Raw genomic sequence first — 26,183 nt, 5'->3', positions numbered from 1 at the left:
TTCAAATCAGGCTTTTAAGTAAAAATTCGAGCCGCGCAAAAAATTCGCCAAATGGTAAAGAAAAGCCCTTGTGATGACAAGGTAATAGCCTGTTACGCAACCCCTGGAACCCTTGCCCCGCGCGGCTTGCGCGGATGCGACACCTTGCCGCACGAACTTATTGAAGACATAAAAAAACGCCCAGTCCAAAGGATCTGGGCGTTTTTTTCGAAGCGTCGTATTAACGCTTGGAGTACTGCGGACGCTTACGCGCTTTGCGCAGACCGACTTTCTTACGTTCAACTTCGCGGGCGTCGCGAGTGACGTAGCCGGCTTTACGCAGCGAGCTGCGCAGGGTCTCGTCGTACTCGATCAGAGCGCGGGTGATACCGTGACGGATCGCACCAGCTTGACCGCTTACGCCACCGCCAACGACGGTTACGTAGATATCGAACTTCTCGGTGTTCTCGGTCAGCTCGAGCGGCTGACGGACAACCATGCGAGCGGTCTCACGACCGAAGAACTGCTCGATGGAGCGGTTGTTGATGGAGATCTTGCCAGTACCCGGACGCAGGAAGACGCGAGCGGTAGCGGTCTTACGACGGCCAGTGCCGTAATTTTGAGTCGCCGACATAATGAGCTATCCCGTTAAATCTTCAGTTCTTGAGGCTGCTGAGCGGTGTGCGGGTGGTTGGCACCCTTGTACACTTTCAGCTTGCGGTACATGTCGCGGCCCAGCGGGTTCTTCGGCAGCATGCCTTTGACGGCAGTCTCGATAACACGCTCAGGAGCCTTGGCGATCAGCTTCTCGAAGTTGATCGACTTGATACCGCCCGGGAAGCCCGAGTGATGGTAGTACATCTTGTCGGTAGCTTTGGCGCCAGTGACACGAACCTGCTCGGCGTTGATGACGACGATGTAGTCGCCGGTGTCAACGTGCGGGGTGTATTCCGGCTTGTGCTTGCCGCGCAGGCGGGTAGCGATTTCGGTAGCCAGACGACCCAGGGTCAGGCCAGCAGCGTCGACGACGAACCAGTCGCGCTTAACAGTTTCTGGTTTCGCGGTATAAGTTTTCATTCGTTATAGCCTCAGGGGCCGCCTGAAAATAAGACGGCGAATCTTACTGGACAGTGGTTGCCTTGACAAGTCAAGGACAGCCGAAGACAGACACGAATTGGGGCTCGGGTCGGTGTGCGTCCGTAACGACTAGATGTATCGATCGGCAGGCTTTGGCATCCCCCACCGATGAAAGGCTGCGGAATTATGCAGATTCCGGCAGAATTTTCAACCGTCTTACGCACTTGTTTTCATGAGGAGACCTGCATGGAGTACCGCCCGCTCGGCCGCACCGAACTGAAAGTCAGCGCCCTCTGCCTGGGGACCATGACCTGGGGCGAGCAGAATACGCAAAGCGAGGCCTTCGCCCAGATCGAACGAGCCAAGGCCGCCGGTCTGAATTTCATCGATACCGCCGAGATGTACCCGGTGCCGCCGCGCGCGGAAACCTACTCCCGCACCGAGCAGATCATCGGCAACTGGTTCGCCCAGCGCGGCGATCGCGCCGACTGGGTGCTCGCCAGCAAGATCGCCGGCCCCGGCAATTCCATCAGCCACATCCGTGACGGACAGCCGAAGCTCGACCGCAAGAACATCGTCGCGGCGCTGGACGGCAGCCTCAAGCGCCTGCAGACCGACTGGATCGACCTCTACCAGTTGCACTGGCCCGAGCGCAGCACCAACTTCTTCGGCCAACTGGGCTACCAGCACAAGGAAGAAAGCTTCACCTCACTGGAGGACACCCTGGAGGCCCTGGACGAGCAGGTTCGCGCCGGCAAGATCCGCCACGTCGGCCTGTCCAACGAAACGCCCTGGGGCACCATGCGTTTCCTGCAGATCGCCCAGGAGCGTGGCTGGCCGCGCGCGGTGTCGATCCAGAACCCTTACAACCTGCTCAACCGCAGCTTCGAGGTGGGCCTGGCGGAAATCGCCATCCGCGAGCAGATCGGCCTGCTGGCCTACTCTCCCCTCGCCTTTGGCATGCTCTCGGGCAAGTACTTCGGCGGCGCGCGCCCGGCCAATGCACGGATTACCCTGTTCAGCCGCTTCACCCGCTACACCAACCCGCAGACCGCCAGCGCCTGCGACCGCTACGTCACCCTGGCCCGCGAGCACGGCCTGGACCCGGCGCAGATGGCCCTGGCCTTCGTTACCAGCCGGCCGTTCGTGACCAGCAACATCATCGGCGCGACCAACCTCGAACAACTGGAAGCCAACCTCGGCAGCTTCGAGCTGAAGCTCTCCGACGAGGTGCTGGCCGGCATAGAGGCGATCCACAAGGACCAGCCGAACCCGGCCCCCTGATCGTCTGTGCGCCACGAAAAAGCCCGGCCAATGCCGGGCTTTTTTCATCCGCGACGGTTACAGCGCGCGGGCGATGATCTCCTTCATGATCTCGTTGGTGCCGGCGTAGATGCGCTGCACCCGCGCATCGGCCCACGCACGGGCGATCGGATACTCCCACATGAAGCCGTAACCGCCGTGGAGCTGCACGCATTCATCGAGCACCTTGCACTGCAGGTCGGTGGTCCAGTACTTGGCCATCGCCGCCGTGGGCACGTCCAGCTTGCCTTCCAGATGCTGCTCCAGGCAGCGGTCGACAAAGACGCGGCCAACCTGAATTTCGGTAGCCATTTCCGCGAGCTTGAAGCGCGTGTTCTGGAAGTCCGCGACGGATTTTCCGAAGGCCTTGCGGTCGCGGGTGTAGTCCAGTGTCCATTTCAGCGCTGCCTCGGCCGAGGCCAGCGCGCCGAGGGCCACGGTCAGGCGCTCCTGAGGCAGTTCCTGCATCAGGTAGATGAACCCCTGCCCGTCCTTGCCCAGCAGGTTTTCCTTGGGGATACGCACGTCCTGGAAGAACAGCTCGGAGGTGTCCTGGGCCTTCATGCCGACCTTTTCCAGGCGCTTGCCCTTGCTGAAGCCCGGCGTACCGGCCTCCACCAGGAACAGGCTGGTGCCCTTGGCGCCGGCCTTGGGGTCGGTCTTGGCGACCACGATCACCAGGTCGGCCAGCCAGCCGTTGGTGATGAAGGTCTTCGAACCGTTGATCACGTACTCGTCGCCATCCAGCACGGCGGTGGTCTTCACGCCCTGCAGGTCGGAGCCGGCGCCCGGTTCGGTCATGGCGATGGCCGAGACCATCTCACCGGAAATCAGCTTGGGCAGGTAGCGCTGCTTCAGCTCTTCGCTGCCGTAGTGAAGGATGTAGGGCGCGACGATATCCGAGTGCAGCGAGAAGCCGATGCCGGTCAGGCCCAGGCGGCCGATCTCCTCGATCACCACGGCGCTGTAGAGGAAGTCCGCCGCCATGCCGCCATAGGCCTCGGGCAGATGCGAGCAGAGCATCCCGGCCTCGCCGGCCTTGTTCCACAGCTGGCGATCGATGTGACCGTCCTTTTCCCACTGGGCGTGGAAGGGCACCGCCTCCTGTTCGAGGAACTTGCGGACGCTGTCGCGGAACAGCTCGTGGTCGGAACTGAACAGGGTTCTTGGAATCATGCGCTGCACCTGCGGATCGGTTGTAGGAATTATTGGAAGGCCGACTGTAGGCCAAGCACGAACCGCTCTGCACTGGACACTTTCGCCAAAAAATAAGACGATCCAGCCGCATCATGACCGCTTTAGCGTCATGCAAAGACATCCATAAGAAGTACAAGAACCGATGCCCAACCCAGCTTCCCGCGTGCTGCGCCGCGTCAGCATCCTCGCCACCCATGGCGTGTTCGGCTCCACCCTGATGCAGGCCAAGGACTTCTTCCACATGGCTGCCCTGCGCCACGGCCGCCAACAGGGCCTCGGCCTGCAGCCCAGCTTCGAGACCCGCATCGTCAGCCCCGACGGCCAGCCGGTGATGAGTTTCAGCGGCGATCTCCTGCCGGTCCACGGCGCCCTGGACGAACCAGAGCTGATCATCCTCCCGGCCTTCTGGGGCGACTTCGACGAACTGCTGACCCTCTACCCGCAGGTGATGCCCTGGCTGCGCGAGCGCCATGCGGCCGGCTGCGTGCTGTGCGGCGAAGTCTCGGGAGTATTCTGGCTGGCCGAGGCCGGCCTGCTGGACGGCAAGGAAGCAACCACCTACTGGCGCTTCTTCCGCGAATTCGCCGAGCGCTACCCCCGGGTGCTGCTCAACCAGGACAAGCACATCGCCGACGCCGACAACATCTACAGCGCCAGCGGCCTGACCTCGGTGCGCGACCTGTACATCTACCTGATCGAGCACTTCTGCGGCGCCGCCGTGGCCCAGGGCGTGGCCCGCGACATCCTCTACGAGGTGCAGCGCACCTACACGCCCGGGCGCCTGGGCTTCGGCGGGCAGAAGCTGCACCACGACCCGGCGATCCTGCAGATCCAGCACTGGCTGGAAGAACACTTCTGCGACAAGTTCCGCTTCGAGGATGTCGCCCGCGAGCACGGCATGAGCATCCGCAACTTCATGCGGCGCTTCCAGGCGGCCACCGGGGACAAGCCACTGCACTACCTGCAGCGCCTGCGCATCGAGACTGCGCGCAACCTGCTGTCCACCAGCCGCAAGAGCATCAAGACCATCAGCTACGAGGTCGGCTACGACGACGCCAGCTTCTTCGCTCGCCTGTTCAGACAGCACACCGGACTGTCGCCGAATCATTACCGGCGTCAGTACGAACAGAAGGAAGCCTGAAACAGGCCATCCCTAGGATGGGTTCACGGACTCGGGTGCCGCCCTATGATCGGGGCAGCAATCGACAACAAGAACCCAACGGGATATCGCCATGCGCCGCTTTCTGCTTGCCCTGCTGGCCGTCTTCAGCCTGAACGCTGTGGCGGACGACACCTGGAAACCCTTCCCCTACGACCAGAGCGCCTTCGACTACAGCGGGGACAAACTGCGCGAGGCCTGGCCGCGCCTGACTCGCGGCTTCGGCGCCAACTACCCCTTCCCGGATGCGGACTGGGTCGTGACCATGGCCACCAAGCATCCGGATGCCCTGGAGAAGACCGTGACCGCCGGCACCGGCTTCAGCGGCAAGCCGGAAGAGGCGCAGGTCTACGCCGAGAAGCTGCAGGACGTGTGGCGCAAGGTATTCCGCGGCGACTTCGCCCAGGCCAGGAAGGACGGTCTCGCGCTGGGTGTCGGCGGGCAGGTGCCGGGCATGTTCGCCCAGGTGCTCTATGCCATGTTCCTCGCGCCGAATCAGGACGAGAAGCAGCGCCTGCTGGAGGAAGTCATCAGCTACACCGACGAGGCCGGCCCACTGCTCAATGCCGACCCCATCGCCCAGTTCGGCCGCGCCTACGCCAAGGCTCGTCTGGCCGAAGACCTGCCGGTGCCGGTAGTGCTCAAGCGCGGCTACACCGGCGACATCCCCAAGGAACTGGACGCCCTGCTGGCCAAGCAGCCGAACCAGCCGTTCGCCCTGGCGCTCTACGGCGGCTATGAAGCGGGCGTGATCCGCAAGGTTGGCAAGCTGGTGGGCAAGATGACCTACGGAGTCAGCGCGGACAAGATGGAGCAGTACTTCGCCCGCTCCTTCCGCGCCGCCGACGACCTGCCCATCGGCCACTACGAATACGCCAACGCGCTGGGCTATGTGTACGGCGAGGACGAGGAGCAGAAGGCGCTGGAGCAGCTGAAGAAGGCCGTGGCGATCAAGCCGATCAATGCCATGGAGGCGCTGGAAGTCGCCCATGCCGAGCAATTGCTGAAGAAGGCGCAGCAGGAGATGGCGCAGCGCTGAATACGACTCCACGCCATCCTACGGCTCTATAGAGGCGGACCTTGTCCGCCATCGCGGGCATGGCCCGCTCCTACGAGGGGCCCGGCACGGTCGGCACAATCCCCGCACCTAAGACACGAAAAAGGCTGCCCTCGGGCAGCCTTTTTCGTTCATCCGACCGTCAAGGACGGTGCGGGCGGCTCAGGTATTCGTGGGACTGCATTTCCAGCAGGCGGCTCAGGGTGCGCTGGAATTCGAACTCCAGGCGGCCACCGGTGTACAGGTCCTTGAGCTCGACCTCGGCGGAGAGGATCAGCTTGACGTTGCGGTCGTAGAACTCGTCCACCAGGTTGATGAAGCGACGGGCCATGTCGTCCTTGGCCACACCCATCTGCTCGACGTTGGAAATCAGGATCGCGTGGAAGATCTTCGCCAGCTCGATGTAGTCGTTCTGGCTGCGCGGACCGTCGCACAACTCGCGGAACTCGAACCAGGCCACATCATCACAGGTGATGCGCGCGCGGATTTCGCGGTTCTCGATCATCAGAGCGTCGTCGCGGGTGGCCGCGGCGCACTCCGGGGTCAGCGCCTTGAAGTCGCGGGTCATGGCCTGCTCGGCCTGCTCGGACAGCGGCCAGTGGTAAAGCTCGGCCTGTTCCAGGGCGCGCAGGCGGTAGTCCACGCCGCTGTCGACGTTGACCACTTCGGTGTGCTGCTTGACCAGCGCGATGGCCGGCAGGAAGCGGGCGCGCTGCAGGCCGTCCTTGTACAGGCCGTCCGGCACGATGTTGGAGGTCGCCACCAGGCTGACGCCGTTCTTGAACAGCTCTTCCAGCAGGGTCGCGAGAATCATCGCGTCGGTGATGTCGGAGACGAAGAATTCGTCGAAGCAGATAACCCGGGCCTCGTCGGCGAAACGCTTGCCGATGATGGTCAGCGGGTTCTTCTCGCCCTTGAGGGTCTTCATTTCCTCGTGGACGCGCTTCATGAAGCGGTGGAAGTGCGTGCGCATCTTCTGCTTGAAGGGCAGCGCTTCGAAGAAGGTATCCACCAGGTAGGTCTTGCCGCGGCCGACGCCGCCCCAGAAGTACAGGCCCTTCACCGGCTCCTGGGACTTCTTGCCCAGCAGCTTGCCGAACAGGCCGGTCTTGCCCTTATCGGCGGCAACCAGGTCGTCGTAGAGGCGTTGCAGGTGCTTCACGGCGTTCGCTTGCGCGGCGTCGTGGAAGAAATCGGGGCGTTTCAGGTCTTCCTGGTAGCGCTGAAGAGGCGTCATGATCGGTAGCAAGGCAACGAAAACGGGGGCGCACACTTTAGCGGCGCCCCCGTTGCTTGGCAATTGGCCGGTAGTCGGACCGGCCTGCCAACCCTCACTCCTGCGGAGCGAGAGCCTCACGCAGGCGCTGCATGGCAGCGTCGCGCTCCGCGTCGGTGGAGAATTCCGGGCTGTACGCCACGGCTTCGCCATCCAGGCGCACGCTGAAGGCATTCAGCTCGGCGTGCAGGTCCAGCTCCTCGGCTTGCAGGCGCTTGGTCACCTGGCCCGCGGCCTTGCCGTCGGCGAAGGCGATGGACAGCAGCAGTTGCTCGCCAGCGGCATCCAGCAGGCGGAAGCGGAAGCCGTCGTCCTCGCGGAAGCTGACGAAACGCGCGGCCTTGGCGGCCTTCTTCTTGCCTTCGCTGGCCACCTGCACCTGCTCGCGGAACGAGCGCAGGCCGACGGATTCGCGCAGCTCGCCGAGGAACGGAGTAGCGATGCGACGGGCCTTGGCGGCACCGGCCAGGAGGATGTCCTCCAGGTCGGCCGGGCGAGTGATCAGTGCGTGGTAGCGCTCGCGAGCCTCGCCCAGCTCTTTGTCGAGCAGTTCGAACAGGCGCTGCTTGGCCTCGCCCCAGGCCAGGCCACCGAGCAGCTCGGCGCGGAACGCAGCCTGTTGCTCATGGGTGGAGAACGCCTGGTACAGGGTGAACAGGTGCGAGTTGTCCGGGTCCTTCGGCTCGCCCGGCGCGCGGGAGTCGGTGACGATGCGCGCCACGGCGTCCTTGAGCTGCTTGGCGCTGCCGAACAGCGGGATGGTGTTGTCGTAGCTCTTGGACATCTTGCGACCGTCCAGGCCCGGCAGGGTCGCCACGTCTTCCTCGATCACCACCTCGGGCAGGGTGAACAGTTCCTTGCCGTTGCCGAACAGGTGGTTGAAGCGCTGGCCGATGTCGCGGGCCATCTCGACGTGCTGGATCTGGTCGCGGCCGACCGGCACCTTGTGGGCGTTGAACATCAGGATGTCCGCGGCCATCAGCACCGGGTAGCTGTACAGGCCCATGGTGACGCCGGCGTCCGGGTCTTCACCGGCCTCGACGTTCTTGTCCACCGAGGCCTTGTAGGCGTGGGCGCGATTGAGCAGGCCCTTGGCGCTGACGCAGGTGAGCAGCCAGGTCAGTTCGGGGATTTCGGGAATATCGGACTGGCGATAGAAGGTCGCCTTGTCAGCATCCAGGCCGCAGGCCAGCCAGGTGGCGGCGATCTCCAGGCGCGAACGCTGGATGCGCGCCGGATCATCGCACTTGATCAGCGCGTGGTAGTCGGCCAGGAAGTAGAAGGAGTCTGCCTGCGGATCGCGGCTGGCAACGATGGCCGGGCGGATGGCGCCGGCGTAGTTGCCCAGGTGCGGAGTACCGGTGGTGGTGATGCCGGTCAGGATACGGGTCGTCATGGGAATCCAGGAATCAACACAAATGAAAGGGCGGGCCGGATGGTAACGCGGCTGGCCGACCTAGGCGAGCCGGGCCTGTATCAGGTCCTTGAGCTCGATCAGCTTGCCGTGGAAGAAATGGCTGCACTCGGGGATGCGGATCAGTTCGTGGGGTTTGCTCTGCTCGGCGCTCCAGGCATACACGCGCTCGGGAGTGACCACTTCGTCGGCCTCCGGCTGGATCACCGTGAGCGGGCAGCGCTCGGGCAGGTCGACGTCGAAACGCTCGACCGGCGGCGCCAGCATGAACAGTTGCGCAAGGTCAGCGCCCTCTTCTTCCAGGCGCTCGGCGGCGTTGCCGGCCACGCAGGAGCCGAAGGAGAAGCCCATCAGCGTCAGCGGCAGCCCCGGATGCTGCTCGGCGAGCCAGCGCGCAGCGGCCAGCGCATCGTCGATCTCGCCACGGCCTTCGGCATAACTGCCGGCGCTCTGACCCACGCCACGAAAATTGAAACGCAGGGTGGCGTATCCTGCATCCCGTGCGGCGCGCTGCAGGGTGGCGACCACCTTGTTCTGCATGGTGCCGGCGAACAGCGGATGCGGATGACAGATCAGCGCGACGCCCCTGGCGTCGGGCGTGGCGAGGTGCAGGGCTTCCAGCTGGCCGTCGGGGCCGTCGAGGAACAGGGGGATTTCGCGGGTGGTCAAACAACAGCTCCGTGACCCCGTGGCGGGTCGTCTCGTCTAGCTCAATACCTGCGCAGGCGGCGAAGCATTCGCCACGGTATACAAGCACAGGTGCAAGCCGCTAACGTAAAGCAAAGCCGTCTATAGAGGAAGGATTCGCGTGGAACAGTCCCTCACCACCTGGTTGCTGCCGCTACTCGCCCTGATCGTCGGGGTCGGCATCGGCTTTCTGATCGCCCGCCTTCTGCCCAACGCCGCGCCCAACAAGCTGCAGCGTCAGGTAGACGACATGCAGGATCGTTTCGATAGCTACCAGCGCGAAGTGGTGACCCACTTCAGCACCTCCGCCAGCCTGATGAAGAAGCTCACCCAGAGCTATCAAGATGTGCAGGAACACCTGTCCGAAGGCGCCGAGCGCCTGGCCCTGGACGAACAGACCAAGCAGCGCCTGCTGGCCGCCCTGCACGCCGACGAGTACCCCGAGCGCCGCGAGCGGCTGACCCCGCCAGCAAACAACGAAGCGCCGCGCGACTATGCGCCCAAGACCGGCGACGGCCCGGGCACCCTGGACGAGACGTACGGGCTGAAGAGCAAGTACTGACACCTCGTGCCAAAGAAAAAGCCCCGCCGATGCGGGGCTTTTTCATTCATGCGGCCAGGATTACCAGCGGAAGGTGACGCTACCCAGCAAGGTGCGCTCCTCGCCCCAGTAGCAGCGCCCAGCGTTGTTGCAGCCAGCGACGTATTCCTTGTCCAGCAGGTTCTTCGCGTTCACCTCGGCGGACCAGTGCTCGTCGAGCTGGTAGCCGACGAGCGCGTCCACCAGGGTCACGTCGCCGGTATCCAGCTTGCCGTACAGCGACGCCGGGGTGTAGGCGAATGTGCTGTCGAAGTGCCGTACGCCGCCGCCCACACGCAGGCCTTTGAGATAGCCATCGAGGAAGCGGTAGGTGCCCCAGGCCGAGGCCTGGTTGCGCGGCACGCCGGTCATCTGGTGGTCCTCCAGCAGCGAGCCGGGGGAATCCTTGGTGATCCGCGAGTCGGTGTAGGTATAGGAAGCTGTCAGGCTGAGGTTCTCGGTGATATCGCTGTTGACCTCCAGCTCCAGCCCCTTGGAACGGCTTTCACCCACCTGCCGGTAGTCGCCGACCGTGCTGTCGTAGATCACGTCGTCGGTCTTGCGCAGGTCATAGACCGAGGCGGTCATCGAGGTGTTCCAGCCCTTGGGCTCGTACTTCACGCCGACTTCGTACTGCTCGCTGGTGGTCGGGTCGAGGGTGCCGGACTTGCTCGACGTCTGCTGGGTCGGTGCAAAGGCCGTGGAGTAGCTGACATAGGGCGACAGGCCATTGTCGAACTGGTACATCAGGCCAGCCTGCCAGGTGAAGTCATGGTCCCAGTAGTCGAGGTCGGCCAGGCCGTTGGTGGTACCGGCGCGGTTGCGGTATTGGCTGTTGACCTCGTCGAGGCGCCCGCCGAGCAGGGCGATCCAGTTGTCATAGCGCGTCTGCAGCTGGCCATAGAGGCCGTACATCTTCTGCTCCAGCAGCGCGTCCTGCACGTGGATCGGCGTGGTCGGCTTGGTCGTCCACACCGGATCGAACACGTTGACCGAGCCGCCGGCGCCCGCGTCCCAGTCCTGGTTGAACGAGGTACGGTCGAAGCTCGCCCCCACCAGCACGGTATTGGCCAGTTCGCCGGACTGGAAATGCCCCTCGAACTGGTTGTCCAGCGAGTAGGTCATCGACTTGTTGTAGCGGTCGTAAGCGGTGTTGTTGACGTTGGTGCCGAAGCCGCCGTTGTTCAGGTTGCCCGGCCACATCTCGCGGCGGTCGATGCGCGACTGCATGTAGCGCGAGTTCTGGCGGAACTGCCAGGTGTCGTTGAACTGATGGCTGAACTCATAGCCCAGCGTCCAGGCCTCGCGTTCGAACTTGTCCCAGTCCGGGTTGCCGGACAGGGTGTCCTTGTCGATCTTGCCGTTGGGGTTGTGCAGCAGGGTGCCGGCTGCCGGGTAGCCCAGCTCCATCAGCGTGCGGTCGCGCTGGTAGGTCGAGAGCAGCGTCAGCGAGGTCGCATCGTCGAAGTTGAAGGTCATCGACGGGGCAATGTAGATGCGGTCATCGGGCTGGTGATCGACCTGGGTGTCGGAGTCGCGGCCGAGCATAACCACGCGACCGAGGATATTGCCCTCGTCGGTCAGCGGGCCGGAGACGTCGACGCCCAGCTGCTTGCGGTCATGGGAGCCGTAGGTCAGCTGGACCTCGCCGCGCGGATCGACGGTCGGGCGCTTGCTGACCAGGTTGACGATGCCACCGGGTGCATTCTCGCCGTAGAGGATCGAGGTCGGGCCGCGAAACACCTCGACACGCTCCAGGCCATAGGGCTCGCTGGTGGTGTCGTAGCGGTTGCCTTGCACGCGCAGGCCGTCGCGCAGCAGGCCGTAGCCCCAGTCGGTGGCATTGAAGCCGCGAATGAAGAACAGGTCGCCGGCCAGACCATCACCGGCGGCGAACGGCGGGGCAAAAATGCCCGGTACGTAGCCCAGCACATCGGTAAGGGTCTGCGACTGCTGGTCCTCCATGCGCTGGCGGGTCACCACCGAGATCGAGCGCGGCGTCTCCGCCAGAGGAGTGCTGGTCTTGCCCGCGGTGGAGCTGACCTTGGCGTTGTAGCCGTTGTCGTCCGCTGGCTCACCGCTCGTACCGCTGCCGATGATCGAGGTCGAATCCATCTGCAGCACGGTGCCGTTCGGGTCCGGTTGCAGCACGTAGCCACCGGACTCCTGCGGCACCGCCTGCAGGCCCGTGCCATCGAGCAGCAACGCCAGGGCACGCTCGACGCTGTAGCGACCATCAAGGCCCTTGCTGGACTTGCCGGCAGTCAGATCGTTGTGGCCGACCAGGTAGATTCCAGCCTGGCTGCTGAACTGGTTGAGCGAGGTCGCCAGGGCGCCCGGCGCGACGTGGTATTCGCGCAGAGCGGCCTGCTCCGTGCCAGAGGCCGCCTGGGCGGACGAGCTCAGGGGCAGCGCAGCGACGCTGCAGAACGACAACGAGATGGCCAGCGCCAGCGGCCGCCGGGCGAAGCGGCGCGAGGTGGAAGTGGGCGAGTACATGGAATTCCCTGGTTCGGTGCAGTGGGTAAAAGTGCGTTTCCATGGAGTGACCGAACGGGAAACTGAAAAGGGAACCGCTGCGGAAAGTTTTTCGCGATACCTCAGGCTGACTCGATGCTGACCCACCAGGGCGTCAGACGCCGGACCTGCACCGGCAACGCCGCCGCCAGCAGACGCAGCGCCTGGTCACTGTCGTCCAGCGGGAAGGCGCCCATCACCGGCAACTGCGCTACTGCCGGATCACAGCCCAGGTAACCGTGGCGATAACGCCCCAGTTCCTCGACCAACTGGCCCAGCGACATGTTCTCGGCGGTGAGCACATGGCGTACCCAGGACTCCCCTGCCGTCTGTGCTGGCGACACCTCGCCGATGGCGAGGCGCGTGAAATCGACGCGCTGGCCGGCCTCCAGCACCCGCCGCTCGCCGCTGTCCGCCGTATGAATCTCCACTGCGCCGCTGTAGACATTGAGGCGCGTGGCATTGCCCAGTTGCCGAACCGCGAAGCGCGTGCCCAGCGCGCGCAGGCGCCCCTGGCCGGTGTCGACGAGGAAAGGCCGCTGCGCGGCATCCCTGGCGGTGTCCACCAGGACTTCGCCGAAGCGCAGGCGCAGCAGGCGCTGGTCCGGGCCATAGTCGGCGTCTACTGCGCTGATCGCCGCCAGCCAGAGGTGTGTGCCATCGGCGAGGATCGCCTCGCGGGTCTCGGCGGTAGTGGTGCTGTAGTCCGCGCTCCAGCCCTGCACCAGCCTTGGCAAGGCGGTGCCGCGCCAGGTGCCCCAGCCGAGCAACAGGCCGCCGCTGAGCACCAGCAGGCTCTTGAGCCCCTGGCGGCGTGAAAGCTGACGTTCGCCGCTGGTCTTGAGCACCCGCCCTGCCAGTTGCCTCTCGCCCTGCAAAGGGGCGAAGCGTTGGCCTATGCGCTCGACGTAATGCCAGGCGGCCTGGTGCTCGGCGTGCAGGTCGAACCACTGGCGCCATTGTGCGTGGAGTTGCGCGCTGGGATTTTCATCCTGCAGCAGCACGTACCAGTTCGCCGCCTGCTGCAGGCTCGCGTGGCTGAGTTTGTCGTCGTGGCCGTTCACTCCACCAGCACTCCGTCCAGCTCGGCTTCCAGTACCGCACAATGCAGGAAGGCCTGGGCGAGATACTTCTTCACCATGCGCTCGGACACCCCCAGCTCCCCGGCGATTTCGCGGTACGGCCAGCCATCGATCTGCGCCAGCAGAAAGGCCCGGCGCACCCTGGCGGGCAGACGCAGCAGCATCGCGTCCACCTGGTGCAGGGTTTCCAGGATCAGCGCCAGTTGCTCGGGCGACGACTGCACCGCTTCGGGCTGCGCGGCCAGGGATTCCAGCCACGCCAGCTCGAGCTGCTGGCGGCGCCACTGGTCGATCACCAGGCCGCGGGCAATGGTCGCGAGGTAAGTTCGCGGCTGGTCGAGGTACACCGCGACGCCCTTGGCGCGCGTCATGAGCACACGCAGGAAGGTGTCCTGGGCGAGGTCGGCGGCGCGCTGCGAGCAGCCGGTCTTGCGCCGAATCCAGCCCTGCAGCCAGCCATGGTGATCAGCATAGAGGCGGTGGATGTCGTGATCCGCGAGTTGTGTACGACCCAATAGCGACACCGCCACACCTGCTATCTAGCAAATAATAATCAGTCTCATTATTAGACAGCATGCAGGTCGGCGGCAATAGCCATCTGCCAGTGAACGTTCGCGAGTCGTCTCGGGGCTCGCTCCTACAGAGAACAAAAGAAAAGCCCCGCAGAAGCGGGGCTTTTTCACAACACGGAGGCGATCAGATCGCGCCGCGCTGACGGAGCAGGTCGAGGACTGCCTTGACGCCCTCTTCCACCGACTGGCTCTGAGTGTCGATCACCAGATCGGCATCCAGCGGCACGTCGAACGGGAAGGACTCGCCCGGGATGTTGTCCTGGCCGGCGGCGTACAGGCCCTGCGGATCACGCTCACGGCAGACCTGCGGGGAAGCCTGGACGTAGACGGTGATCAGGCGCTCGGCGCCGATCAGCGACTTGGCGCGCTCGCGACCCTCGGAGCTCGGGGCTACGAAGGCACACAGGCTGATCAGTCCGGCTTCGTTGAACTGACGGGCCACATGAGCGGTGCGCAGCCAGTTCTCGGTACGACCGGCGCGATCCTGCGGCAAGCCCTTGTTCAGGTCATGACGCAGGTTCTGGCCGTCCAGCACATAGACCGCGCGGCCCATGTCGAACAGCTTGCGCTCCAGGGCGTAGGCCAGAGTGCTCTTGCCAGCGCCGGAGAGGCCGCTGAACAGCACGGTAGCCGGCTGCTGGCCGAAGCGCGCAGCGCGCTCCTCACGAGCTACGTGGGCGTTCGCACCATGGTGAGCGACGGTGCCGTGGCTCGACTGCGGTGCAGCGATGATCATGCCGGCGCCGACAGTGCCGTTGGTCAGGCGGTCGATGACGATGAAGGCGCCGGTGGTGCGGTTCTGGTCGTAGCCGTCCAGCGCGATCGGTGCATCCAGGCTGACCTTCACACGGGCGATCTCGTTGAGCTTGAGTTCGCTGGCGGCGGTCTCTTCCAGGGTGTTCACATCCACCTTGTGGCTGATGCTCGGAATCGAGCCCGGCACGTAGCTGGTGGCGCGCTTGATGTCGTACTTCTTGCCCGGCAGCATCGGCTCTTCAGCCATCCACACCAGCATGGCGTCGAAGCCGTCGGTTACCTGCGGACGGTTGTCGGCGTGAACCAGCATGTCGCCGCGGGAGACGTCGATCTCGTCTTCCAGGGTCAGGGTGATCGCCTGACCCGGTCCGGCCTGCTCCAGCTCACCTTCAAAGGTGACGATGGACTTGACCTTGCTGCCCTTGCCCGACGGCAGGGCGATGACTTCGTCGCCCTTGCGCACGATGCCGCTCGCCAGGGTGCCGGCGAAGCCGCGGAAGTTCAGGTTCGGACGGTTGACGTACTGCACCGGGAAGCGCATGTCGTCAAGGTTGCGGTCGCCCGCGACCTCCACGGTCTCGAGGATTTCCATCAGCGACTGGCCGGTGTACCACGGCGAGCGCTCGGACTTGTTGACCACGTTGTCGCCCTTCAGCGCCGACATCGGCACGAAGTGCAGGGAGTTGGTCTTGAGGTTGATCTTGTCGGCGAACTGCAGGTAGTCGGCCTTGATCTGCTCGAAGACGCCCTGGTCGAAGCCCTTGAGGTCCATCTTGTTGATGGCGACGACGATGTGCTTGATGCCCAGCAGCGAGGCGATGAAGCTGTGCCGGCGAGTCTGGGTCTGCACGCCGTAGCGGGCGTCGATCAGGATGATGGCCAGGTCGCAGGTGGACGCGCCGGTGGCCATGTTGCGGGTGTACTGCTCATGGCCGGGGGTGTCGGCGATGATGAACTTGCGCTTGGCAGTGCTGAAGTAGCGGTACGCCACGTCGATGGTGATGCCCTGCTCGCGCTCGGCCTGCAGGCCGTCGACCAGCAGCGCCAGGTCGACGTCATCGCCGGTGGTGCCGACTTTCTTCGAGTCGCGGGTGATGGCCTCGAGGTGGTCCTCGTAGATCATCTTGGAGTCGTGCAGCAGGCGCCCGATCAGGGTGCTCTTGCCATCGTCGACGTTGCCGCAGGTGAGGAAGCGCAGGAGTTCCTTGCGCTCGTGCTGGGCCAGGTAGGCGAGGATGTCCTCGCTGATCAGATCGGATTGATGCGACATGGTGCGAGAACCTTAGAAGTAGCCCTGACGTTTCTTTTCTTCCATCGAACCGGCGGCATCGTGGTCAATGACCCGGCCCTGGCGTTCGGAAGTTCGCGTCAGCAGCATTTCCTGGATGATTTCCGGCAGCGAAGTAGCGGTGGACTCCACCGCGCCGGTCAGCGGGTAGCAGCCCAGGGTACGGAAACGCACCATCTTCTTCTGGATGCTGGCCTTCTGCTCGGGCGTGAGGTGCTCGAGGATGCGCTCGTCGTCGATCATGATCAGCGAGCCGTTCATCTCGATGACTTCGCGCTCGGCGGCGAAGTACAGCGGCACGATCGGGATCTGTTCCAGGTAGATGTACTGCCAGATGTCCAGCTCGGTCCAGTTCGACAGCGGGAAGACGCGGATCGACTCGCCCTTCTTCACCTTGCCGTTGTAGACGTTCCACAGCTCCGGACGCTGGTTCTTCGGGTCCCAGCGGTGCTTGCTGTCACGGAAGGAGTAGACGCGCTCCTTGGCGCGGGACTTCTCCTCGTCGCGGCGGGCACCACCGAAGGCGGCATCGAAGCCGTGCTTGTCGAGGGCCTGCTTGAGGCCTTCGGTCTTCATGATGTCGGTGTGCTTGGCGCTGCCGTGGGTGAACGGGTTGATGTCCTGAGCCACGCCATCGGGGTTGATGTGGGTGATCAGGTCCAGGCCCAGTTCCTCGACCATCTTGGTGCGGAAGCTGTACATCTCCTGGAATTTCCAGCGGGTGTCGACATGCATCACCGGGAAAGGCAGCTTGCCGGGGAAGAAGGCCTTGCGCGCGAGGTGAAGCATCACCGCGCTGTCCTTGCCGATCGAGTACAGCATCACCGGGTTGTCGAACTCGGCGGCGACCTCGCGGATGATGTGGATGCTCTCGGCCTCCAGCTGTTTCAGATGCGTCAGTTTGTCGACCATGGCTACTCACGGAATTGCTTATGGACGGCCGGCGGGCCGTAGACGAGCGCGCACTCTATCACAGCGCAAGGCTCTAACCGGCGGGCCGGTTATACCGAAAAAATATACTGATATAGCCATACGCGCTCAGTGCGAACACCGCTTTCAACCGGTGTCTGAAGGTCTGCCGCCGAGGCGCTCGAACGAGGCGCAGCAAAGGCCCAAATGCCATCTCGGAAACAACCTCGGGACTTTTCCTGCAACAGAGTCAGCGACTTCTACGATGCTCTCCCGGCTTGTGCCCGGCCGGCACTGCGCTAGCATAGCGGCACGTTTTCCTGTCCCAGAAGATTTCCCATGCGCCGCATCGCTTTCGCCCTGCCCCTGCTTGTCCTCATCTCCGCGTGCAGCAGCAAACCGACTCCCGCCCCGCAGCCGGCCCAGAAGCCGAAGACGCCGACCCTGATCACGCCCAGCGCCCATCCGGCGTTCGGCTCGGTGCAGCCGATTACCCCGCTGCGCGGCGACTTCGCCGGCAACGCCAGTGCCCAGCGCTTCATCGACCGCATGGTGAGCCAGCACAACTTCAACCGCCAGGACCTTCAGGACCTGTTCGCCCAGACCCGCGAGCTGGACTGGGTGATCCGCCTGATGGACCGCCAGGCGCCGACCTACACTCCGCCCAGCGGCCCGAATGGCGCGTGGCTACGCTACCGGAAGAAGTTCATCACCCCGGACAACGTGCAGAAGGGCGTGCAGTTCTGGGACCAGTACGAAGCCGACCTGCAGCGCGCCTCACGCACCTATGGCGTGCCGCCGGAAATCATCGTCGGCATCATCGGCGTGGAAACCCGCTGGGGCCGCGTGATGGGCAAGACGCGGATCATCGACGCGCTGGCCACCCTCTCCTTCTCCTACCCGCGCCGCGCCGAGTTCTTCAGCGGCGAGCTGGAGCAGTTCCTCCTGCAGGCACGCAAGGAAGGCGACAATCCGCTGGAGATGCGCGGCTCCTACGCCGGCGCCATGGGCTACGGGCAGTTCATGCCCTCCTCGTTCACAAAATACGCGGTGGACTTCGACGGCGACGGTCACCGCGACCTGTGGAACCCGCGGGATGCCATCGGCAGCGTGGCCAACTACTTCAAGCAGCACGGCTGGGTGACTGGGGACGCGGTGGCAATCCCGGCGATCGGCCAGGCGCGCTCGCTGGAAGACGGCTTCAAGACCCAGTACCCCATCAGCGTACTGGCAAACGCCGGGCTGCGTCCGCAGGGCTCGCTGGGTAACCATCAGAGCGCCAGCCTGCTGCGCCTGGACATGGGCAACACCTACCAGTACTGGTACGGCCTGCCGAACTTCTACGTGATCACCCGCTACAACCACAGCACGCACTACGCCATGGCGGTGTGGGAGCTGGGCAAGGCGGTCGACCGCCAGCGCCACGGCTATCGCTGAGGCGCGCACAAAAAAGCCGGCTCGATGAGCCGGCTTTTTTCATGGCGCCGAAGCATCAGGCAGGGTTCGGGCAATCGATGAACAGGTGCTCGATGGCGAAACGCCTGGCCAGGTAATCCCCCAGCGCCTGCACGCCGTAGCGCTCAGTGGCGTGGTGGCCGGCGGCGATGAAGCTGATGCCGTTCTCCCGCGCGCTGTGCACGGTCTGCTCGGAGACTTCGCCGGTCAGGTAGGCATCGACGCCAGCGGCAATCGCCTGATCGATGTAGCCCTGGGCGCCACCGGTACACCAGGCGATGCGGCGGATCGGCTGGCCGCCATCCACCAACAGCGGCTCGCGGCCCAGCACGTCGCGCACATGCAGGGCCAGATCGCTCGGCAGCATGGGTTCGGCGAGCGAGCCGACCAGCACGATGGAGCGCGGATTACCCGGCTCCAGCGGCCCTTCGATCTCGAAGCCGAGCTGGCGACCCAGTTGCACGTTATTGCCCACTTCGCCGTGCAGATCCAGTGGCAGGTGATAGGCCAGCAGGCTGATGTCGTTGTTCAGCAGGGTCTTCAGGCGACGCTGCTTCATGCCCACCACGCGGGCATCCTCGCCCTTCCAGAAATAGCCGTGGTGGACCAGCACCACATCGGCGCCTGCTTCCACGGCAGCATCCAGCAGCGCCTGGCTGGCGGTGACACCGGAAACGATACGGCGCACCTGCGGACGGCCCTCGACCTGCAGGCCGTTGGGGCAGTAATCCTGGATCTTCGCCGCGTCGAGAAAACGGTCCGCTTCCTCGACCAGCGTACTCAGTGCGATTGCCATCGAAATTCCTCCAACATCGGCTGCGAGCGTCTATTTTCTTGGCTCGCCGCCCGTATAATGGCCGCCACCCTATCGGCCATCCCCCGGCCAAGCAACCCCAAGGATTTTCTTCGATGCTGAAGGCCCTGCGTTTCCTCGGCTGGCCCGTGCTGGTTGGCGTCCTGTTGGCGCTGCTGATCATCCAGCATAACCCGCAATGGGTCGGCCTTCCGCAGCAGGAAGTGCACCTGCAGCAGGCCCCGCTGCTCAGCCGCCTGCAGCAGGGCCCGGTCAGCTACGCCGACGCCGTGACACGCTCCTCGCCGGCCGTGGCCAACCTCTACACCACCAAGATGGTCAGCAAGCCGAACAACTCGATGCTCGACGACCCGCTGTTCCGGCGCTTCTTCGGCGATAACCTGCCGCAGCAGAAGCGCATGGAGTCGAGCCTGGGTTCGGCAGTGATCATGAGCCCGGAAGGCTACCTGCTGACCAACAACCACGTGACCTCCGGCGCCGACCAGATCGTCGTGGCCCTGCGCGACGGCCGCGAGACCATCGCCCGCCTGGTGGGCAGCGACCCCGAGACCGATCTCGCGGTACTGAAGATCGACCTCAAGGACCTGCCCTCGATCATGCTCGGCCGCTCCGACGGCATCCGTACCGGCGACGTCTGCCTGGCCATCGGCAACCCCTTCGGCGTTGGCCAGACCGTCACCATGGGCATCATCAGCGCCACCGGCCGCAACCAGCTGGGCCTGAACACCTACGAAGACTTCATCCAGACCGACGCGGCGATCAACCCGGGCAACTCCGGCGGCGCGCTGGTGGACGCCAACGGCAACCTGATCGGCATCAACACCGCGATCTTCTCCAAGTCCGGCGGCTCCCAGGGCATCGGCTTCGCCATCCCGACCAAGCTGGCCCTGGAGGTCATGCAATCGATCATCGAGCATGGTCAGGTCATCCGCGGCTGGCTCGGCGTCGAAGTCCAACCGCTGACCCCGGAACTGGCCGAATCCTTCGACCTCAAGGACAAGGCCGGCATCGTCGTCGCCGGCGTCTACCGCGACGGCCCCGCCGCCAAGTCGGGCCTGCTGCCGGGCGACATCATCCTGAACATCGATGGCGAGGCCGCCAGCGATGGCCGTCGCTCGATGAACCAGGTTGCGCGCACCAAGCCGGGCGAGAAAATCACCATCGAGGTGCTGCGCAACGGCAAGCCGGTGACGCTCAACGCCGAAGTCGGCCTGCGCCCGCCGCCAGCTCCCAACGGCAACTGATGCCGCTCTCTTTTCCAGAACAATGAAAAACGGCGCCCGAAGGCGCCGTTTTCTTTTCCAGCGAATGCCTTACAGCTTCAGCCGCAGGGCATCGATCAGAGCCTGGTTCTGCTCCTCGGTGCCGATGCTGATGCGCAGGAACTGGTTGATCCGCTGCTGCTTGAAGTGACGCACGATCACGCCCTCCTCGCGCAAGGCCGCGGCCAGTTCTGCGCCGTCGCGCTGCGGATGGCGGGCGAAGATGAAGTTCGCCGCCGACGGCAGTACGTCGAAGCCCAGGGTCTTGAGCTCGGCCACCAGCTTTTCGCGGCTGTGGATAACCGCGTTGCAGGTCTGTTCGAAATAGGCCTGGTCCTCGAAGGACGCCACCGCGCCGGCCAGCGCCAGGCGATCCAGCGGATAGGAGTTGAAGCTGTTCTTCACCCGCTCCAGCGCTTCGATCAGGTCTTCGTGGCCAACCGCGAAGCCGACCCGCAGGCCCGCCAGCGAACGGGACTTGGACAGGGTCTGCGCCACCAGCAGGTTAGGGTAACGGCTGACCAGGGAAATCGCGGTCTCGCCACCGAAGTCGACGTAGGCCTCGTCCACCAGCACCACGCTGTCCGGGCTCGCTTGCAGCAGGCGCTCGATGGCTTCGAGCGGCAGCAGGCAACCGGTGGGCGCGTTCGGGTTGGGGAAGATGATGCCGCCGTTCGGACGCGCGTAATCCTCGACACGAATCTGGAACTGCTCGTCCAGCGGCAGGGCTTCGAAGTCGATACCGTAGAGGCCGCAGTAGACCGGATAGAAGCTGTAGGTCACGTCCGGGAACAGCAGCGGCTTGCCGTGCTGGAACAGCGCGTGGAAGGCGTGGGCCAGGACTTCGTCCGAACCGTTGCCGACGAAGACCTGGGAAGTCTTCACGCCGTGGTACTCGGCGATGGTCTGCTTCAGGCGGTCGGCGTTCGGGTCCGGGTACAGGCGCAGCGTGTCGTTCAGCTCGGCCTGGATCGCGGCGACCACCTTCGGCGACGGGCCGTAGGGGTTCTCGTTGGTGTTCAGCTTGACCAGTTTGGCCAGTTTCGGCTGCTCGCCCGGAACGTAGGGCACCAGTTCCTTGACGAAGGGACTCCAGAACTTGCTCATCGGTTACTCACCCTTGTCCAGAATGCGGAATTCGGCGCTGCGCGCGTGGGCGGTCAGCGACTCGCCACGGGCCAGGATCGAGGCGGTCTTGCCCAGCTCGGAAGCGCCCGGCGCGGAGCAGAAGATGATCGAGGAGCGCTTCTGGAAGTCATACACGCCCAGCGGCGAGGAGAAGCGTGCGGTGCCGGAGGTCGGCAGTACGTGGTTCGGCCCTGCACAGTAGTCGCCCAGCGCCTCGGCGGTGTAGCGGCCCATGAAGATGGCACCGGCGTGGCGGATCTTCGGCAGCCAGCTTTCCGGGTCGGCCACCGACAGCTCCAGGTGTTCCGGGGCGATGCGGTTGGCAACCTGGCAGGCCTGTTCCTGATCAGCGACGAGGATCAGCGCGCCACGATTGGTCAGCGACGTGCGAATGATCTCGGCGCGCTCCATGGTCGGCAGCAGTTTCTCGATGCTCGCGGCGACCTTGTCGAGGAAAGCGGCGTCCGGGCTGACCAGGATCGACTGGGCGTCCTCGTCGTGCTCGGCCTGGGAGAACAGGTCCATGGCGATCCAGTCCGGATCGGTACCGCCATCGCAGACCACGAGGATTTCGGAGGGGCCGGCGATCATGTCGATACCGACCTGGCCGAACACGTGGCGCTTGGCGGTGGCGACATAGATGTTGCCCGGGCCGACGATCTTGTCCACCTGCGGCACGCTCTCGGTGCCATAGGCCAGCGCGGCCACTGCCTGGGCGCCGCCGATGGTGAAGACGCGGTCGACGCCGGCGATGCAGGCCGCCGCCAGGACGATCTCGTTGATTTCGCCGCGCGGGGTCGGCACCACCATCACCACTTCGGCAACGCCGGCGACCTTGGCCGGAATGGCGTTCATCAGCACGGACGACGGGTAGGACGCCTTGCCGCCCGGCACGTACAGGCCGGCGCGGTCCAGCGGGGTGACCTGCTGGCCGAGCACGGTGCCGTCAGCTTCGGTGTAGCGCCAGGAATCCTGCTTCTGCTTCTCGTGGTAGCTGCGCACGCGTTCGGCGGCAACTTCCAGGGCTTCGCGCTGGGCCGGGGTGATGCGGGTCAGGGCCAGTTCCAGGCGCTCGCGCGGCAGGATCAGGTCGGCCATGGTCTTGGCATCGACACCGTCGAAGCGCTGGGTGAACTCGACCACGGCGGCGTCACCGCGCTTGCGCACGTCGGCGATGATGTCCAGGACGCGCTGGTTCACCGACTCGTCGGACACGCTTTCCCAGGAGAGCAGATGGTCCAGATGACGCGCGAAGTCCGGATCGGCGGCGTTGAGTCGACGGATAGCGAAGGGTGCGGTCATAGCTGGCCTCTTTAATTGGCATGATCTCGAGCGCCGCAAGACTATCAAGCCTTCCGTGCGGGCACCCGAGAAAATTTGGCTATGACACGGATAGGCGGGCGCGGCGGGGAGGCCGCGCGGGAAATTACGCCCGGTGTCGAGACTCCACCGCTTCGCGCAGGGTGTCGATCAGGGCCTGGATGCGCGCGTGCTGCATCTTCATCGAGGCTTTGTTCACAACCAGGCGCGAGCTGATGTGCGCGATCATTTCCTGGGGTTCCAGGCCGTTTGCACGCAGGGTGTTGCCGGTGTCGACCACGTCGATGATCTTGTCGGCGAGGCCGACCAGCGGTGCCAGCTCCATGGAGCCGTACAGCTTGATCACGTCGACCTGGCGGCCCTGTTCGGCGTAGTAGCGCTTGGCGACATTGACGAACTTGGTGGCCACGCGCAGGCGCCCCTTGGGTTCCGGCGCGCCGACCGCACCGGCGGTCATCAGCTTGCAGTTGGCGATCTTCAGGTCCAGCGGCTCGTAGAGGCCCTGGCCACCGTACTCCATGAGCACGTCCTTGCCCGCGACGCCGAGGTCGGCAGCGCCGTGCTCGACGTAGGTAGGCACGTCGGTGGCGCGCACGATCAGCAGGCGCACGTCATCGAGGGTGGTGGGGATGATCAGCTTGCGGCTCTTGTCCGGATTCTCGGTCGGCACGATGCCCGCCGCTGCAAGCAGCGGCAGGGTGTCGTCGAGGATACGGCCCTTGGACAGGGCAATCGTCAGCATGGTCTGGCTCAGCCCTAGCCCGGCACGCGGCGAATCTTCGCCCCGAGCAGTTGCAGTTTCTCTTCGATGCACTCGTAACCACGGTCGATGTGGTAGATGCGGTCGATCATGGTATCGCCGTCGGCCACCAGGGCTGCGATCACCAGGCTGGCGGAAGCACGCAGGTCGGTCGCCATGACCGGTGCGCCCTTGAGCTGCGGAACGCCGGTGACGATGGCGGTGTTGCCCTCGACCAGGATCTGCGCGCCCATGCGGTTCATCTCGTAGACGTGCATGAAGCGGTTCTCGAACACGGTCTCGATGACCGCGCCGGTGCCTTCGGCGATGGCGTTCAGGGAGATGAACTGGGCCTGCATGTCGGTCGGGAATGCCGGGTACGGCGCGGTACGGAGGTTCACCGCCTTCGGTCGGCTGCCCTTCATGTCCAGCTCGATCCAGTTGCTGCCGGTGGTGATGTGCGCGCCGGCTTCGACCAGCTTGGCCAGCACGGCCTCGAGGATGGTCGGATCGGTGTCCTTGAGCTTGACGCGGCCACCGGTGGCCGCCGCGGCGACCAGGTAGGTACCGGTCTCGATGCGGTCGGGCATGACGCTGTACTTGGCGCCGCCACCCAGGCTTTTCACACCGTTGATCACGATGGTGTCGGTACCGGCGCCCTGCACGTCACCGCCCATGGCGTTGATGAAGTTGGCCAGGTCGACGACCTCGGGCTCACGCGCGGCGTTTTCCAGCACGGAGCGGCCATTGGCCAGGGCCGCGGCCATCATGATGTTCTCGGTACCGGTCACGGAGACGGTATCGAAGAAGAAGTGCGCGCCCTTCAGGCCGCCGGCCGGAGCCTTGGCCTTGATGTAGCCGCCTTCGACATCGATCTGCGCACCCATGGCTTCCAGGCCACGGATGTGCAGGTCCACCGGACGCGAGCCGATGGCGCAACCACCGGGCAGCGCGACTTCGGCTTCACCGAAGCGGGCGACCATCGGGCCGAGTACGAGGATCGACGCACGCATGGTCTTGACCAGCTCGTACGGCGCCACCAGGGTCTTGATGGTGCTGGCATCGACTTCGACGTTGAGCTTCTCGTCGATGATCGGCTGCACGCCCATGCGACCGAACAGCTCGATCATGGTGGTGATGTCGTGCAGGTGCGGCAGGTTGCAGACGGTCACCGGGGTGTCCGCCAGCAGGGTCGCGGCGAGGATCGGCAGCGCCGAGTTCTTCGCGCCGGAGATGCGGATCTCGCCATCGAGACGAGTGCCGCCGGTAATGATCAGTTTATCCATTGCTATTTTCCCCGTGGGCTCAGGAACGCTCGGCCCAGGCGGCGCGGCTGAAGAATTTCATGGTGACGGCATGGATGGCGCCGGAGGCGATCCACTCGTTCAGGTGGGCATAGATCTGTTGCTGGCGCTTGACCGGGCTCAGGCCGGCGAGCTCGTCGCTGATCAGGTTCAGCTGGAAATTGCAGCCTTCGCCTTCCACTTCGATCTGGGTACCTGGGAGTTTCGATTCCAGGAAGTTTTTGACTTCTACGGCCTGCATGCTCAACCTCGTTCGGCGCCCTACGCGCGCGGGTCGGCCATGATACAAAAAAGCCCCCCGCCTGCGAACCCCGGCAGGGGAAGTCGCGGACGGAGGGCCCTTTCAGTGTTTCAATGCTGTAACGGCAGTATCTCCAGGAGCTCGCCAACCTTGGCGATTTCCTGCATGTCCTTGGGCAGGCCGGAGATCTGCAGCGTCTTGCCGGCCTTGCGCGCATCACGGGTGTAGGACAGCAGCAGCGACAATCCGACGCTGCTGGAGTGCTCCACCGCCGAACAGTCCAGGCGCAGCGCGCCGGCCTTGCTCGAAGCGATCAGCCGAGCGCCCTGCTGACGCAGCGCGGGGCCGGTGCTGTAGTCCAGCACGCCGGCGAGGGCCAACTCGCCCTCGCTACGCTCCGTGATACTGCCCTGACTCATTCTGCGCCGCCTTCCGGCTGGCCCTTGGCAGCGTCCTTGGCCTTGGCGACCACCTGGCCCCAGCCGGCGATGGTGGCTTCCAGGTCGTTGCGGTTCTTCTGCATGGAATCGGCGAACTGGTCACGGAACAGCTTGCCGATGTTGATGCCGTTGATGATCACGTTACGCAGACGCCAGTCGCTGCCTTGCTTGACCATGGTGTACTGCACCGGATAGACGGCGCCGCTGCCACCGACCACTTCCATGTTCACCGAAGCGCGATCCTGCTCCTGCTTGCCAGTGTTCAGCACGCGGATGTCCTGGTTGTCGTACTCCAGCAGCGCGTTGCCGTAGAACTGGAACAGGCTGTTCTTGAAGGTTTCCTCGAAGCGCTTGACCTGCTCCGGAGTCGCCTGGCGGGAGTACTTGACGGTCATCACGCCCTTGGCGATGCCCTCGGAATCCACGACCGGGCCGAGAATGCGGTTCAGGGTGTCGTAGAACGCCTGGGGATTGGCCTTGTAGCTGGCCTTGTTGGTCTTCAGGTCCGACAGCAGGCTGTCGACGGTCTGCTGCACGACCTGCTGGGCGGTCTGCTCGGCCTGGGCGAACAGCGGCAGGATCGCGAGCAGAACCAGGAAGCCACGGCGCAAGGTTTTCAACATGGAGT

25 protein-coding genes are annotated in these 26,183 nt (G+C 64.4%); 6 read left to right on the top strand and 19 right to left on the bottom strand.

What is annotated here, in order from left to right; genetic code table 11:
• Nucleotides 1–220 precede the first annotated feature (220 nt).
• Together rpsI and rplM are read right to left on the bottom strand one after the other, a co-directional pair.
• Nucleotides 221–613 (bottom strand): 30S ribosomal protein S9, encoded by a 393-nt coding sequence (gene rpsI / locus IB255_RS06500; RefSeq protein ID WP_015475858.1) that lies wholly within the window; start codon nucleotides 611–613, stop codon nucleotides 221–223.
• Nucleotides 614–627: 14 nt separating this feature from the next.
• Nucleotides 628–1,056: a 50S ribosomal protein L13 gene (gene rplM, locus IB255_RS06495; RefSeq protein WP_015475857.1), complete on the bottom strand. Its 429-nt coding sequence runs from the start codon at nucleotides 1,054–1,056 to the stop codon at nucleotides 628–630.
• 246 nt (nucleotides 1,057–1,302) lie between these two features.
• Here rplM and IB255_RS06490 point away from each other — a divergent pair, with 246 nt between their 5' ends.
• A complete protein-coding gene (locus IB255_RS06490) occupies nucleotides 1,303–2,340 on the top strand; it encodes an NADP(H)-dependent aldo-keto reductase (protein ID WP_081517478.1) in 1,038 nt (345 codons plus the stop codon).
• 57 nt (nucleotides 2,341–2,397) lie between these two features.
• On the opposite strand, the gene IB255_RS06485 is transcribed toward IB255_RS06490, so the two are convergent.
• Nucleotides 2,398–3,543 (bottom strand): acyl-CoA dehydrogenase family protein, encoded by a 1,146-nt coding sequence (locus IB255_RS06485; protein WP_174824619.1) that lies wholly within the window; start codon nucleotides 3,541–3,543, stop codon nucleotides 2,398–2,400.
• A gap of 253 nt (nucleotides 3,544–3,796) precedes the next feature.
• On the opposite strand from IB255_RS06485, the gene IB255_RS06480 reads away from it, so the two are divergent.
• The gene (locus tag IB255_RS06480) at nucleotides 3,797–4,696 is read left to right on the top strand and encodes a GlxA family transcriptional regulator (protein WP_167523310.1); all 900 of its coding nucleotides are present in this window, start codon (nucleotides 3,797–3,799) and stop codon (nucleotides 4,694–4,696) included.
• A 91-nt stretch (nucleotides 4,697–4,787) separates the two neighbouring features.
• Complete coding sequence (locus IB255_RS06475) at nucleotides 4,788–5,753, top strand: hypothetical protein (RefSeq protein WP_081517475.1); 966 nt, start codon at nucleotides 4,788–4,790, stop codon at nucleotides 5,751–5,753.
• A gap of 160 nt (nucleotides 5,754–5,913) precedes the next feature.
• Here IB255_RS06475 and zapE read toward each other — a convergent pair whose 3' ends face one another.
• From zapE to IB255_RS06460, 3 genes are all read right to left on the bottom strand, one after another.
• Complete coding sequence (gene zapE, locus IB255_RS06470) at nucleotides 5,914–7,008, bottom strand: cell division protein ZapE (protein WP_081517474.1); 1,095 nt, start codon at nucleotides 7,006–7,008, stop codon at nucleotides 5,914–5,916.
• A gap of 94 nt (nucleotides 7,009–7,102) precedes the next feature.
• On the bottom strand, nucleotides 7,103–8,443 hold the full coding sequence (locus IB255_RS06465; protein WP_081517473.1) for a tryptophan--tRNA ligase: 1,341 nt from the start codon (nucleotides 8,441–8,443) through the stop codon (nucleotides 7,103–7,105).
• Between the two features lie 60 nt (nucleotides 8,444–8,503).
• Nucleotides 8,504–9,130 carry an alpha/beta hydrolase gene (locus IB255_RS06460; RefSeq protein WP_081517472.1) on the bottom strand — a complete coding sequence of 209 codons (627 nt, stop codon included), beginning with the start codon at nucleotides 9,128–9,130 and terminating at the stop codon, nucleotides 8,504–8,506.
• A 139-nt stretch (nucleotides 9,131–9,269) separates the two neighbouring features.
• Here IB255_RS06460 and IB255_RS06455 point away from each other — a divergent pair, with 139 nt between their 5' ends.
• Complete coding sequence (locus tag IB255_RS06455) at nucleotides 9,270–9,710, top strand: YhcB family protein (protein WP_045209602.1); 441 nt, start codon at nucleotides 9,270–9,272, stop codon at nucleotides 9,708–9,710.
• A 60-nt stretch (nucleotides 9,711–9,770) separates the two neighbouring features.
• Here IB255_RS06455 and IB255_RS06450 read toward each other — a convergent pair whose 3' ends face one another.
• The 5 genes from IB255_RS06450 to cysD form a co-directional block, all read right to left on the bottom strand.
• A complete protein-coding gene (locus IB255_RS06450) occupies nucleotides 9,771–12,227 on the bottom strand; it encodes a TonB-dependent siderophore receptor (protein ID WP_081517471.1) in 2,457 nt (818 codons plus the stop codon).
• Nucleotides 12,228–12,328: 101 nt separating this feature from the next.
• Nucleotides 12,329–13,309: a FecR domain-containing protein gene (locus IB255_RS06445; protein WP_081517470.1), complete on the bottom strand. Its 981-nt coding sequence runs from the start codon at nucleotides 13,307–13,309 to the stop codon at nucleotides 12,329–12,331.
• Complete coding sequence (locus IB255_RS06440) at nucleotides 13,306–13,842, bottom strand: sigma-70 family RNA polymerase sigma factor (protein WP_139791526.1); 537 nt, start codon at nucleotides 13,840–13,842, stop codon at nucleotides 13,306–13,308. Before IB255_RS06440 ends, IB255_RS06445 begins: the two co-directional genes overlap by 4 nt.
• Nucleotides 13,843–14,023: 181 nt before the next feature.
• On the bottom strand, nucleotides 14,024–15,925 hold the full coding sequence (gene cysN / locus IB255_RS06435) for a sulfate adenylyltransferase subunit CysN (RefSeq protein ID WP_081517468.1): 1,902 nt from the start codon (nucleotides 15,923–15,925) through the stop codon (nucleotides 14,024–14,026).
• Between the two features lie 12 nt (nucleotides 15,926–15,937).
• Nucleotides 15,938–16,855: a sulfate adenylyltransferase subunit CysD gene (cysD, locus tag IB255_RS06430; RefSeq protein WP_045209600.1), complete on the bottom strand. Its 918-nt coding sequence runs from the start codon at nucleotides 16,853–16,855 to the stop codon at nucleotides 15,938–15,940.
• A gap of 336 nt (nucleotides 16,856–17,191) precedes the next feature.
• Here cysD and mltB point away from each other — a divergent pair, with 336 nt between their 5' ends.
• Nucleotides 17,192–18,289: a lytic murein transglycosylase B gene (mltB, locus tag IB255_RS06425; protein WP_081517467.1), complete on the top strand. Its 1,098-nt coding sequence runs from the start codon at nucleotides 17,192–17,194 to the stop codon at nucleotides 18,287–18,289.
• A gap of 55 nt (nucleotides 18,290–18,344) precedes the next feature.
• Here mltB and IB255_RS06420 read toward each other — a convergent pair whose 3' ends face one another.
• A complete protein-coding gene (locus tag IB255_RS06420) occupies nucleotides 18,345–19,103 on the bottom strand; it encodes a Nif3-like dinuclear metal center hexameric protein (protein WP_081517466.1) in 759 nt (252 codons plus the stop codon).
• 113 nt (nucleotides 19,104–19,216) lie between these two features.
• Here IB255_RS06420 and algW point away from each other — a divergent pair, with 113 nt between their 5' ends.
• The gene (algW, locus tag IB255_RS06415; RefSeq protein WP_081517465.1) at nucleotides 19,217–20,365 is read left to right on the top strand and encodes a Do family serine endopeptidase AlgW; all 1,149 of its coding nucleotides are present in this window, start codon (nucleotides 19,217–19,219) and stop codon (nucleotides 20,363–20,365) included.
• Nucleotides 20,366–20,434: 69 nt separating this feature from the next.
• On the opposite strand, the gene hisC is transcribed toward algW, so the two are convergent.
• The 7 genes from hisC to IB255_RS06380 form a co-directional block, all read right to left on the bottom strand.
• Nucleotides 20,435–21,490 carry a histidinol-phosphate transaminase gene (hisC, locus tag IB255_RS06410; protein ID WP_192209901.1) on the bottom strand — a complete coding sequence of 352 codons (1,056 nt, stop codon included), beginning with the start codon at nucleotides 21,488–21,490 and terminating at the stop codon, nucleotides 20,435–20,437.
• Nucleotides 21,491–21,493: 3 nt separating this feature from the next.
• Entirely contained in the window at nucleotides 21,494–22,813 is a 1,320-nt protein-coding gene (gene hisD / locus IB255_RS06405; RefSeq protein ID WP_151189476.1) for a histidinol dehydrogenase, read from the bottom strand.
• A gap of 124 nt (nucleotides 22,814–22,937) precedes the next feature.
• Nucleotides 22,938–23,573: an ATP phosphoribosyltransferase gene (hisG, locus tag IB255_RS06400; RefSeq protein ID WP_081517462.1), complete on the bottom strand. Its 636-nt coding sequence runs from the start codon at nucleotides 23,571–23,573 to the stop codon at nucleotides 22,938–22,940.
• A gap of 14 nt (nucleotides 23,574–23,587) precedes the next feature.
• Nucleotides 23,588–24,856 carry a UDP-N-acetylglucosamine 1-carboxyvinyltransferase gene (gene murA, locus IB255_RS06395; RefSeq protein WP_081517461.1) on the bottom strand — a complete coding sequence of 423 codons (1,269 nt, stop codon included), beginning with the start codon at nucleotides 24,854–24,856 and terminating at the stop codon, nucleotides 23,588–23,590.
• 19 nt (nucleotides 24,857–24,875) lie between these two features.
• Complete coding sequence (locus IB255_RS06390) at nucleotides 24,876–25,115, bottom strand: BolA family protein (protein ID WP_017518139.1); 240 nt, start codon at nucleotides 25,113–25,115, stop codon at nucleotides 24,876–24,878.
• Nucleotides 25,116–25,225: 110 nt separating this feature from the next.
• A complete protein-coding gene (locus IB255_RS06385) occupies nucleotides 25,226–25,534 on the bottom strand; it encodes a lipid asymmetry maintenance protein MlaB (protein WP_081517460.1) in 309 nt (102 codons plus the stop codon).
• Nucleotides 25,531–26,178, bottom strand: coding sequence for an ABC transporter substrate-binding protein (locus IB255_RS06380; RefSeq protein WP_081517459.1), 648 nt, complete (start codon nucleotides 26,176–26,178; stop codon nucleotides 25,531–25,533). The genes IB255_RS06385 and IB255_RS06380 overlap by 4 nt, the downstream gene beginning before the upstream one ends.
• Nucleotides 26,179–26,183: the final 5 nt, after the last annotated feature.

This window comes from Pseudomonas sp. PDM22, from assembly GCF_014851965.1.
Classification (GTDB): Bacteria; Pseudomonadota; Gammaproteobacteria; order Pseudomonadales; family Pseudomonadaceae; genus Pseudomonas.
Note: the sequence above shows the minus strand (reverse complement) of the source record. Positions and strands in the feature narration are given on the sequence as shown.